Here is a 12,528-nt window from a genome sequence, read left to right on the forward strand (position 1 = left end):
CTATTGTCAGGAGATGAGAGAAATGCCGCTGCAAGAACAGACAAGTCTATGGAGCGATACGACGGTCAAGTTGCTTGACGTGCATAGCGGTACGTTGCAGCCAGGCAGTATTCTTAGCGAAACCGAATTAACATCGAATCTGTTGCTGCTGGCAGGCGGCGGAGAAGGGGAGCTTGCAATGAATGGTGAACTTTGCCACATTGGAGCTTCTTTTGCTGCTCATGTGATTCAGGGATCTTCCTTTACGCTGACTGCCAGCTTAGGCAACATGGATTATATCGTAATCATGTACAAGGCATCCTCCATAGAGGGAGACTCCCTTGTTTTGCCTTCGCATCGCAAGCACCCGCTGCGCACTTCGTTTGTTGAGCACACTGGAACCCAGGCAGAATGGGTACAGAATGCGGAAAAAATTGCAGTGAAATGGGGGAGAGGCGAAGGGCTGGAACGTTTTCACGCCAATGCGCTCCTGCAGGGGATGCTCTACGAACTAATTGTGGAGTATGAACGTGGTCAAGGTGGAACAGAGTCCGACATGGTGGATGTTGTCGCTGCGTATATAGCGGGGCATTATCGTCAGAATCTGGAGCTCAAAGAGCTGGCAGCACTTGCTGGATGCAGCGTAAGACAGCTGCAGCGACGGTTTAAACAAGAAAAGCAGCTCGGACCGATGGAGTACGTCATCCAGCTGCGGATGGAGAGTGCATCGCGGATGCTGCGTCATACGGGTGCTCCCATCGGCGAAATTGCTGACAGAATGGGCTATCGTGACATGTATTATTTCAGCAGGGCGTTTAAGAAATATCATGGAGTACCTCCGCAGTTCTATAGGCAAACTGCTGCTTCGAGAGCCAGCGCTCTCTCTGTGTATTCCTTGCCGCAGAATCGCATGGCATCTTGGTATGAGTCGTCACATGGCCCCGTAATTTGCCATATGCGAGGTCAATATAATGTCACCATGTCACCAAGGCGTATCGCCGTACTCGATGTTCAATATGCGGATCATTTGCTCGCGCTTGGGATGTCCCCGGCAGGAAGTGTAGGAGCGGGAAGTGCAGCGTTCCATTTCCCTCAATATATTCGGGCAAGACTTCAGAATACCGAATTTCTCGGAACGTATGAGTACCCCGATCTGCCAGCTGTGGAACGACTGTCTCCGGATCTGATTATATGTACCGAGGTGCATGAACCACACTATGAACGGTTAAGCCGAATAGCTCCAGTTCTCATGTTTAAGCGCAATGAGAGCTGGCAAACCATTCTGAGCCTGTTCGGTGAATTGACAGGCAAGCGAGCAGATGCCAAGCGGATACTTGCGGATTATGATCGACGAACCGCATTGCTGTCAGAAGAACTTGCACCAGTACTGGCAGGCAAGAGCGTTGCATTGATCCGTCCGTTTGAGTCCATGGTTCGGGTACATACAGCCTCTCACCGTACAGGTGCTGTGCTGTATCGCGACCTGGGTCTGCCTGCCCCATTATTTGTAGCCGATCCTTCCGACACGGCTTATCATATTTCAGTCGACAGACTGCCGGCTGTACATGCCAGCCACTACTTTTTGCTTAGCAGCGAAATCAAGCAGCAGGGAATGTCAGAGACAGAGCAAAGTGTCTGGGGGATGCTGGATATGAATGAGCGACAGCATATATACTCGGTAGATGCCGCGACATGGATTGGCTGTTATGGACCCACAGGCATCAATGGCATTATCGATCAGATTGCTCAGGCTTTGTTGGCTTGAGAGGGGTTTATTTTTGAGGAGAAGCATCCAGTTATTTGCGAGCTGTCCCGTAAGTGGTAAATGAAAAGGTTCAGCCCTATAACAGTATCTATATTTGGAAGTATCGGGAGGCCTTCTTATTGCCTATTGGGGATGATGAAGGTCTACTTTTTTGTTCTTCAGAAATTCGAAGAAAACAATTTGAATAGAATTTACGGTCATTCAAGCATGAATGGTTAGCACATTACGAAAACGCTTTATTTTGTAATAAAATTACTGTTATACTAAATGAAAGATTGAAGTGATACATATTTCTAAAAATGTTTTAGTCAGCTTAATAATCGTGATGGAATTCACAAAGAACTACTTTATAGACTTACTTAGAATTTAGGAGTTGCGGAAAGGTGAGTTAGATTGGATCTTATTTGATGCTGAAGGAGAGTAGCTGATGCAGAGAAATCGCCAGAAAGTTCGTAGTTATCAGACTGTAAACAAAGTAATCGCTTGTGTTTTGTCACTTGTATTCGTCCTTGTCGCATGTGCAGTACCTGTCTACGCTGAAGAAGGACAAATTGAGACTACACCATCCAGAATTCCTTTAACAGAGTTAGAGGACACGATTGATTCTTATGTGGCTACGAATCAGAAAAATACCGCTGCTGTTTCAATTGTGGCTATCAAGAATGGCGAAACGATTTTTAAGAAGGCCTATGGATATGCAGATATTGAACAACAGATAAAGGCGGATCGCTCTACTGTTTTTGAATGGGGTTCAGTCACTAAACTATTGGTCTGGACAAGTGTCATGCAGCTTGTCGAGCAGGGAAAGCTTGATTTGGATACCGATATTAAGGAATATCTGCCGAAAGGATTTTTAAAGAAGCTGGAATATGATGCCCCCATTACGCTATTAGACCTCATGAATCACCAAGCGGGTTGGGAAGATAAAATGATTGATTTATGGTATCTATCCGAGAATCAAGTTATGGGTCTAGGAGAAACGTTGCAAAAATTCGAACCTAAACAGATCTATGAACCGAGGAGCGTATTGGCTTATTCAAACTATGGTGTTGCTATGGCTGCCTACATTGTAGAAGTGCAAAGCGGACAACCTTTTTACGAATATGTTAATGAACATATATTCAAACCACTCGATATGAAAGAAACTACAATTCATCCGTCACATCAAGATCGACCAGACCTCATGCTGAGAAGAGATCAGGTTCAAGGGTATACGGCTAATGTGGAACTCATCCCCAAGACCAAAGTTTATATGAACATATATCCTGCAGGAGGTGCCATGGGCACAGCAGAAGATGCAGCGAAATTCCTTGCAGCCCTGATGCCGATCAATCATGGTCATTTATTATTCAAGAACAAAGAAACCTTAAAGGAAATGCTGTCAACCAGTCTATATTATGATGGAACTTCTATCCCTCGAATCGCTCATGGTTTCATTGAGGTAGAGTACTGGACACCTGCACTGGAACACGGTGGAAATACATTGGGTTTTTCGAATAAATTGGTTTTTGACCCCAAATCTAATTTTGGATTAGTTGTGATGACCAACCAGTTTGAAGAAGAGGTTTATTGTTTTGGTCTTGTCCAGAAATTGTTCGGAAATAATTACAGAACTAGCACTGTTACCTCTGGAAACGATGGATATTATCTCACTACACGACGTTCCGGTTCTGGATTTACTAAGTTCTATGCGTATCTTTTAATGGAAAAGTACTCCACATTTGAGCTTAGTAACTTCACCAATGTTGTTGAGAAGGATGGTATCGTTGAGAAAGTCTCTTTTACATACAATGATTATGTACGTGTAACAAGTTCAACGTTGCTCTTGATCATTGCCACCTTCATAGCTCTTGCAGTAGCCATCGTATTCAATTTGAGAGCTATTATTGGCTATTTGTTCCGGTTATCCAAATACAAATCAAAAAAATGGGAAAGACCCGGGACAGGGTTTGATAAATATCATGTTGCCATTAATGTTGCTGGTCTGGCATTCGTGCTGAATACTGCAGTTCTATACATGAGAGCAGTGAGTTTAGACTCCTCCTATTCTTCATTACGTATCCATCTTATCTTCAATCTAATATATGTGATTCTAGCTTTAGCATATCTTGTCTTGCTCATCTACAAACTTTGGAAGATAAGTTACAGCAAGAAGAGGAAGGCTGTATACATCATGTCTGGCGTGTCAGCTTTACTATTTGCTGCTTTCATTGTGGGATGGGAGTTATATTTTTAAAGTGCAAGCGCTGATAAAAAATTTATTTATTACAGTGGAGGGATCTCTCGATTAATCGAGGCTTTCATTGGTATGTTGATCGGATACAGAAGAGTATTTACTCCGAAGTGGAGCGAAGAGTTTCGTCACTCCAAAATTGATAGGTGAAATCATTGATTGGTGCCTCTTGAAAGATAAAGAAATAAAAATGGTTTTAATAGATACATGTAACTTTTTTGAGAACGCATACAAGAAAGCCGTAACAAAAGCTTATCATGATTTGGTAAGCTATCAAGGATCCATTGGAGGATTATGAAGCATGAATTATATGAAGTGGGTCACGACTGGAACTGTTCTAATTATGATCGTTGGTTCAATTCTTCTCGGATTATCACAAGTTCAGGCGCCTAATGTCGCAGATCAGCACGAACCCTTAGATGCTTTCTCTGCTGAGCGTGCGATGACAAAAGTAAAACAAATTGCGCAGGAGCCTCACCCTATTATGACGGAGGAACATGATCAGGTACGTGATTACCTCATAGCTGAGCTTGAAAGTCTTGGATTAACGCCCGAAGTGCAATGGGGTATGGTCAACTCCAAGTATTATTCTTCAAAAGGAGTTGTCGAGAATATCATTACACGAATTCCGGGAGCGGATAACAGTAAAGCCGTAATGATTGCCGCTCACTACGATTCGGTTGTCACCAGTCCAGGTGCGGCTGACGATGCTTCGGGCATCGCCGCCATGCTGGAAACGATACGCGCGATACGTGAATCAGGCCCACTTCAGAATGATCTAATACTCCTCATGACGGACGGTGAGGAGATGGGCTTGCTGGGTGCGCAGGAATTCATTCAAGGGCACCCGTGGGCGAAGGATGTTGGGGTTGTGCTGAACTTTGAAGCCCGCGGTAATCAAGGTCCTTCTTTCATGTTTGAAACAAGCAATGCTAATGGTTGGTTGATTAAAGAATTCATTGATGCTACGCCGTACCCGTTGGCTAACTCGCTTCTTTCGGATGCCTACAAGCTGCTCCCCAACGATACGGACTTTACGGTTTTTCGAGACGGTGGAATGGCAGGTTTGAATTTCGCCTTCGGTATGGGTCTTGATGCATACCACACGGAGCTCGACACTCCGGAAAACCTGGATCGGGGCAGTCTTCAACACCATGGGGAATATATGCTGAGCTTGACCAGGCACTTCGGCAACTTGGACTTAAGTGATATTGCGGAAGAGGATTACATATATTTCAACGCTATTCGCAACTGGATGGTTCACTATCCGCAATCTTGGGCTATCGGGATTGCTCTTATCGGTATTTTAGCTTATATCATCACTGTATGGCACGGTATGCACCGCAATCAATTACGTGTGAAAGGCATGATCGGCGGGTTTCTAGTATCATTGCTTAGCATCGCAGTTGTTGGACTGATCATTACTCTTGTATGGTGGGCCGTTAAAACCGTCGTTTCACAGAAGCAGTACGAACATATCGTGATGAATTCGTCGGCAAGCTTTCCTTACCTGATCGGGTTATTCTTGGTCATGGCACTGGTTATCTATCTCCTTAATCAATGGGTGTTACGCCGAGTTCAGGCCTTTTATCTGTGGGCAGGGATTTTATGCTTGTGGCTGCTGTTCACAATCGCGTCATCCATCTTTTTACCCGGAGGAAGCTATTTGTTCGTATGGCCGCTGCTGTTCAGTATCATTGGATTTAACCTGTCTTTTTATTTACACGCAGGCTATTGGAGATGGTTTGCTACACTGTCTGCTGTACCAGCTTTTCTGCTGTTCGCGCCGATCTGTTACATCCTTCTTATGATGTTGACCTTGAATGCAGCGAGTGTGTTGTTTGTACTTATCACATTTACATTCACGATCATTTTTCCGGTGCTGTCATCGAATCGGCCAGTTAGCAGTAGCTCCCATGTAACGAACTCGTATGACTATGAAAAGCCCAATGCAGGATTATAAAGTCGCTCTGCTCTAATATTTCTAATTCATAATGAGATTAACGCAGTTATTTTCCATATAAGGAGAAGCTAATGCAGATGAATCGTAGTTATCACACGGTAAACAAAGTTATCGCTTGTGTTTTGTCACTTGTATTCCTCATTATCGCATGTGCGGTACCTGTCTTCGCGGAAGAAGGACAGGTTGAGACTACACCATCCAAGATTCCTTTAACAGAGTTAGAGGAAACGATTGATTCTTATGTTGCTTCGTATCAGAAATATACCGCTGCCGTTTCTGTTGTGGCTATCAAAGATGGGGAGTTTATAGTGAATAAGGCATATGGCCTGGCGAATATCGAGGATCAGCGAAAGGCGGATACATCTACTGTATTTGAATGGGCTTCCATCTCTAAACTGTTAGTCTATACGAGTGTGATGCAGCTTGTTGAACAAGGAAAGCTTGATCTGGAAACGGATATCAGAGAATATCTGCCAGAAGGATTTTTCAAGAAACTGAAATACGATGAACCGATTACCCTGATGAACCTGATGCATCACAATGCGGGTTGGGAAGATCAAACAGCGACCGAAGTGTATTATTACGACGAGAATGAAGATTATGATTTAGGAGAAACGCTGCGTAAAAATGAGCCGAAACAGATATACAAACCGAATAGCGTCGTCGGTTATTCGAACTATGGCGTTGGTCTAGGCGGTTACATCGTGGAATTGGTAAGTGGCCAACCTTATTATGAATATGTTAATCAACATATTTTTGAACCGCTTCATATGAACGACACTACGGTTAATCCAACGGGGCAGGATCGTCCAGACCTTGTGCAAAGAAGGAATGAGGTTGAAGGGTATACGAAAGATTTGGAACGGATCCCAGAGAACAGAGTATACGTAACGTTTTATCCTACAGGGGCAGCCATGGGTACAGCAGAAGATTTAGGGAAATTCCTTGCAGCGCTGATGCCTGTGGATGATAACAGTGTATTGTTTGCTAAGAGGGATACATTAGACGAAATGTTGTCAACCAGTTTGTATTATGACGAGACTTCGATTCCACGATTTGCACATGGGTTCGCTGAGATGGAATATTGGGTACCTACACTGCTTCATGAGGGGAATTTAAAAGGGTTTTCAAGCAAAGTTGTCTTTGATCCAGTATCCAAATTTGGAATGGTGGTCATGACAAACATTGCGTTTGAGGAAGTCTATTATTATGGACTTATTAGCAAGATTTTCGGTAACAGCACATACGTTAATTCGGTTACTTCTGAGGGGGGAGGATATTTTCAATCCGCACGACGGCCCGCCTCTCGATTTACCGATTTATTTAGGCAGCTGGATATAACCAAATTTTCAAAAGCGGAGTTAAGTAGTCTTTATAATGTGGTCGAGCATAATGGCGTTGTTGAGAAAATTTCCTACACTCCTTACATGGATTACTTGCCTGTATCGAGTCTAAAGGTGTACTTGATTACAATATCTCTTATTCCCGTTGCGCTAGCTATCATTTTCAGCTTAGTTGCTTTGATCGGTTACATAATCCGGATGCTTCTTTACAAACTTAAAAAACGAGGAAATCCTCCAACTCATTTTGATAAATATTATCTAGCTATTAATTTCGTAGGTGTGTTGCTCCTTCTGAATCTTTTTATCATCCTTACCAGACTTCCAAGTTATCCCGCTTATTCTTCGATACGCATTAATTTAGGGTTCAACTTACTTTATGTAGTTCTGGCAGTGGTGTATTTTGGCTTTCTTATTTACAAACTGCGGAAGAGCAGTTACGGCAAAAAGCAAAAGGTAATGTATATCCTGTCTGGCATCTCGGCTTTCATCTTGGCTGCTTTTGTTGTGGGATGGAATTTGTATGTTTAGATAAGCGGGAAGGGATAAATGGATGACTTAAGCATTATTGAGAGGTGCCATGGTTAGATTTCGTAATGACGATCTCAGGATGCAGGATGTCAAAGGTGAGCTATTCATAGATCAGGGATAGGGTGGTCAAAGAATGGAAACTAAAATGTTGTTTGGCGTTGGATTAGTCTTTGAAACACCTGAATTCAGAATCATCGTTATGGGAGCCAACGAAGAGTTGGATGAACTACTTCCTTCAACAATCAAAGAGATGATCGGTGAACAGATTATCATCAAAAAAACGGATGGGGAAGAGCAAATATTTGAAGTTGTTTCTACTCAAATTAATCATTCTATAGCCGACAAGAAGAATATCGGTATATGTTTGGGGAAAGAAATTTCCCCAGACGAAGTACCAGCTGGTTCAGTCGTCTACTGTTATTCATCAGGACAAATTGATCAGTAGTGCAGGCTTGAGTAGATGCTATGGAGTAGAGGTTTGTCATCGAACTGGCTGTGCTCATCTTTACTTTTACAACATCATAAATGTTCCGAAAGGATCGGAAGGTCATCTGATTCCCTATTTGGGATGAAGAGAGCCTTCCTTTTTTATTTTTTAGAATTTCGAGGAAAACATAACTATGCAAATAAGGGAGAGTTTCCGATGAGTGAGCATGCTAAATATGAAGAGAAGATTACTATAACGAAAGGTTCCACAGACTCACTGCACATTCGCATCCCATACAACCCAGCATATATTCAGCGTATTCGCCAGATTACGGGCAGACAGTGGGAATCCAAACTGAAAGTATGGATCATCCCCTACACTATCGCTGCTGTTCAGGAGTTCATAAATCAGTTCGATCCAAATGATGTTCAGATTCCCCCGGAGTTGTGGGTTGAGAATGAAGAACTGCAGCAATGGAAAGCTAGTAGGGGAAACAACCAGTGGAGCAAAGAACCGTTACAGAAGGCGCTAAAGTTACGAGGATACAGCCGCAAAACGATTAAAGCGTATTGTAATCAGGTCGAACGTTTTCTGAGTAGCTTTCCACTTAAAAGTATGGATGTGACTACATCCAATGTTCAGACGTATTGTTTAGGTTTGCTTGAGCAAGGAATCTCCCATTCAAGTGTGAATCAGACGATTAGCGCGCTCCGCTTCTATTGCAAACATGTGCTCCTTCAACCTACGGATATCCAGTATATTCGTCCCAAGAAGCAGACCAAGCTTCCAAAAGTGCTGTCCGAAAAGGAAGTTGCTCAATTACTCAAATCCGTAACCAACCCTAAACATAAGGCCATATTGTTTCTGACCTATTCTTCCGGGCTTCGAGTAGGTGAAGTTGTGCATCTGCGTTGCAGTGATCTGGATATTGAAAGGAAAACAATCATCGTGAGACAGGGGAAGGGACACAAGGATCGGAGGACGCTTCTTTCAAATCTTGCCTGGGATATCGTGCAGAAATACATAGCTGAATATAGACCTAATCGTTGGCTGTTTCCAGGGCAATCTTCTGATCGACATCTTACCGAGCGGAGCGTGCAGAAGGTGTTTGAAGAAGCAAGGCGACGTTCAGGAATTGAGAAAAAGGTAAGTATTCATGCTCTGAGACACTCCTTCGCCACTCATTTGCTAGAAAACGGGACAGACCTGCGCTACATTCAGGAGCTACTTGGTCATACGAGTGCACGTACAACTCAGCGATATACGCATGTAAGTACGAAAAATATCCAGCGTATTCAGAGCCCGCTGGATCGGATGGATTTGGGGGATTGAGGGCTACTCTAAGTCTCCCTTTATCTCCAAACTTTTCTACGCAAATGTAACATTTTGGGTTATCATAGACGTAGTTCGGATAACGTACAGGATGTGTGGTATTCACGAAGTACATAAATTAGATGTTATGTGAAATACCAAATTACTAGGGGGAGAATAATGCAAACTTGTGCATTATGTAAGAATAAAACAACACTTAAAGAAAGTCATATAATCCCAAAATTTGTGACAGAATGGATTAAGAAAACTGGGATTACAGGATTCTTAAGAAAGAGTGAGAATGAATACAAAAGAAGAGAACAAGATGGGTTTAAGAAATATCTATTGTGTGAGAATTGTGAAGGTCTGTTCTCAAAATCTGAAAAAAAATTCGCAGAAAACATTTTTATTCCCTACTTAAGGGATAACAAAGAGGAGTTTGAATACCAGGAATGGCTTAATTATTTTATTACTTCTGTTAATTGGAGACTATTGTATTTAGAGTTAATTGATTATCTAAATAAAGAAGTTGACATTACACAGAATAATATAGAGGAAATAACCAAGGCTGCTCAAGAGCTTGGAGAATACTTATTGGGAAAAAGAAGTTTTCCAAATAATGTGGAGTCTCATATTTATTTTTTAAATGATTTAGCTTTTGTCCGACATGCTCACTTAAGGCCGATATCTTTTTTTAGGCGAAGTATTTTTGGGTTTCTCTTAGAGAATAATGAACCCTTTGAATATAGTTACGTATATTCAAATCTATCAGGAATTCTAATTGTGACTGCAATTAAAAAGACTAAATTTGATATGTGGACTAATACTTTAATTGAAGATCAAGGTAAATTAACAATAAATCAACTAATGGGAAGCCCTGTTTTAGGTGATTTGATTTCCGTTCTTGAACATGCTAATGAAGGATCTGTACCCGAACATCAAGCACAGAGAATCTTGGAACAGCTTAAAAAAAATGAAAATAACATTGAAAACAGCAAATTCCTTGAAGAATTTATAAAGGACCAAGATTTACAAGAGTTATATCGTAAGTTGTTCGAAGAAGAGTAATTTGGTACATCACATAACAATGCATTCACGCTGTGGGCCTTGCCGGCCCCTTGGTCTGCAGAAGCTAAGACAGTGAGGTTATGGCTGCAGACAACCCTGCGAGGCCTAAGTCTTCGACCCGGCAGCTACGCGCCTTAAGCCTCTCGGGTTCGTGAATACAAGAACGTTATGTGAAACCAGCGAAAACTCTGATAAAGGAGTCATTATAATGATTGAATACAACCTTATTACAACAAAGAATAGTGTTAAGCCGAATTATGATATTAGCAATAAAGATTTTTATTTTGAGATATATGTTAGCCCTGGTGAAGAATTATGCCTATTGGGAAAAATAGATAATAACTATATTTGCTGGTGTTCGATAACCAAGGTCACACAATTAAATACTAATGAAGAAATAATCAATTACTTGCTATCACAATCCACTGAGCGACTGTATTCAAGCCACTATCAAGTGTTAGGATCTCGTTATGAAGAAATTCGAAAGTGGCACTCTTTTATTGTTACAAAGCATTGGCACAAAGGTCAGTACTGGTATAGGTCTCCTGTAAGTAATTGCTTTTTCGGTCCCTATAATAATGGTTCGTTTTTGGCGAGAGAAATACAGAAATTCTTCCTGATGGAGCTCAGTAAGTGTCAATATCGACTTATTGATAATGTTTATGTAAAGGTACTTAGTAGATATAAAGATATCTTAATGAAGGAGAATAGCCCGGAATATTATCTTGAGATGTTACCCATCAAAGAGATCATAAATTCAGAAAGTTATCTAAAGTTATGCTCTAATGATGAAATCAGAATTTTATATCTGGAATGTTTTGACCAATGTACTAATTTATATAATTTGTATATGACTGCTTCACGTTAAACCCATAAGTAATTCGAGGAAGTCGTTGGAATCACATAACAACATGTTCACGCATCGGGGCATTCGCCCCTCGGTCCGGCAGATGTAGTTGGCAGGGAAGCAGTGGCAGCCGGAAACACTCGACTTCGTCGAGCGTCGTGAATACACAAACGTTAAACGAAACCGCCAAAGCCTTAACATGAATGATTAAGAGCAGAGTGCATAAAAAGATATGGAGAAGAAAATATTTAATAGATCAAAGCTTTTAAGATGTAAATTATGGTGATATGGGAGAATCTATCGTGATCATTGAAATTGATGGTTACTACATACAGTGTGTATTGGCTAGTGACCGGGATGTTAGTCACCAAGAACTATCGGAAAGCTATGTAAAAGCAAAAGAAAGGTGTTCTACAACAAAAGACATACCAATGAAATTAAAAGAATATTTAAACCTTAAAGAAGTACAACAGACTGAAAGTCTTGAAATAGATTATGTGATAGACACGGATACAGATCGGATTTATAAACCCGTTAAATAAAAGAAAGAGTAGTTAATTAAGAAAAGTATGATTTGTTATAATACTCAAAGAAGTCAGCAGCATCGGATAACATAATATTCAAGCAGCGGCTCCTAAAGGAGCCTTGGTCTGCCAGATGAATTTCCAGGAGGCAGTTCAGCAGACAACCCCTGTGGGGTTCATGAATACAGGAACGTTAGGTGAAATTCACAAGAGAATTATATTTTGGAGGCATTTTCATGGGAGAATTGTTTAAGAGAAATTCGGACATTAACAAGAACGCTTATCCTAACTGGAGAAGAAGCGATTATTCAAGTTGGGAATTCAAAACTTATTCTGAGATGTATAAGAAAAGTGGAGATCTATTAATAAGTTCTATTGGAAGTAATATTACAAAGCAAGCTGATGAAGTAATTATTCCAAGTATTTTTCTATACCGTCATTCAACGGAGCTGATCTTGAAGGCGATTCTTTTGACACATTATTTAATGGATCAGAGTATGACAAGAGAGAAAATTCAAGAAAAAAATAAAAGGACATAGT

Annotated in this window: 10 protein-coding genes; all 10 read left to right on the forward strand. The window is 41.3% G+C overall.

Translation table 11 applies throughout. The annotated features are described in order from the left end of the window. The first annotated feature begins 22 nt into the window (after positions 1-22). The 10 genes from AAIH57_RS12415 to AAIH57_RS12460 all read left to right on the forward strand — a co-directional run bounded on the left by AAIH57_RS12415 (position 23) and on the right by AAIH57_RS12460 (position 12,527). Complete coding sequence (locus tag AAIH57_RS12415; protein WP_430021799.1) at positions 23-1,744, forward strand: helix-turn-helix domain-containing protein; 1,722 nt, start codon at positions 23-25, stop codon at positions 1,742-1,744. A 427-nt stretch (positions 1,745-2,171) separates the two neighbouring features. After that, positions 2,172-3,980 (forward strand): serine hydrolase domain-containing protein, encoded by a 1,809-nt coding sequence (locus AAIH57_RS12420; RefSeq protein ID WP_430021800.1) that lies wholly within the window; start codon positions 2,172-2,174, stop codon positions 3,978-3,980. Between the two features lie 298 nt (positions 3,981-4,278). Next, the gene (locus AAIH57_RS12425; protein WP_430021801.1) at positions 4,279-5,940 is read left to right on the forward strand and encodes a M20/M25/M40 family metallo-hydrolase; all 1,662 of its coding nucleotides are present in this window, start codon (positions 4,279-4,281) and stop codon (positions 5,938-5,940) included. Between the two features lie 77 nt (positions 5,941-6,017). Beyond that, entirely contained in the window at positions 6,018-7,811 is a 1,794-nt protein-coding gene (locus AAIH57_RS12430) for a serine hydrolase domain-containing protein (RefSeq protein ID WP_430021802.1), read from the forward strand. 133 nt (positions 7,812-7,944) lie between these two features. Continuing rightward, a complete protein-coding gene (locus AAIH57_RS12435) occupies positions 7,945-8,256 on the forward strand; it encodes a hypothetical protein (RefSeq protein WP_430021803.1) in 312 nt (103 codons plus the stop codon). Positions 8,257-8,454: 198 nt separating this feature from the next. Continuing rightward, positions 8,455-9,570: a site-specific tyrosine recombinase/integron integrase gene (gene xerA / locus AAIH57_RS12440; protein ID WP_430021804.1), complete on the forward strand. Its 1,116-nt coding sequence runs from the start codon at positions 8,455-8,457 to the stop codon at positions 9,568-9,570. Positions 9,571-9,729: 159 nt separating this feature from the next. Further along, entirely contained in the window at positions 9,730-10,617 is an 888-nt protein-coding gene (locus AAIH57_RS12445; protein WP_430021805.1) for a hypothetical protein, read from the forward strand. Between the two features lie 208 nt (positions 10,618-10,825). Beyond that, positions 10,826-11,485, forward strand: a complete 660-nt coding sequence (locus AAIH57_RS12450; protein WP_430021806.1) for a hypothetical protein — start codon at positions 10,826-10,828, stop codon at positions 11,483-11,485. Between the two features lie 281 nt (positions 11,486-11,766). Beyond that, positions 11,767-12,006, forward strand: coding sequence for a hypothetical protein (locus AAIH57_RS12455; RefSeq protein WP_413034520.1), 240 nt, complete (start codon positions 11,767-11,769; stop codon positions 12,004-12,006). A 218-nt stretch (positions 12,007-12,224) separates the two neighbouring features. Further along, a complete protein-coding gene (locus AAIH57_RS12460) occupies positions 12,225-12,527 on the forward strand; it encodes a hypothetical protein (RefSeq protein ID WP_430021807.1) in 303 nt (100 codons plus the stop codon). The last annotated feature ends 1 nt before the right edge of the window (position 12,528 follow it).

It is taken from the genome of Paenibacillus sp. MABNR03 (genome assembly GCF_050455445.1).
GTDB lineage: Bacteria > Bacillota > Bacilli > Paenibacillales > Paenibacillaceae > Paenibacillus > Paenibacillus xylanilyticus.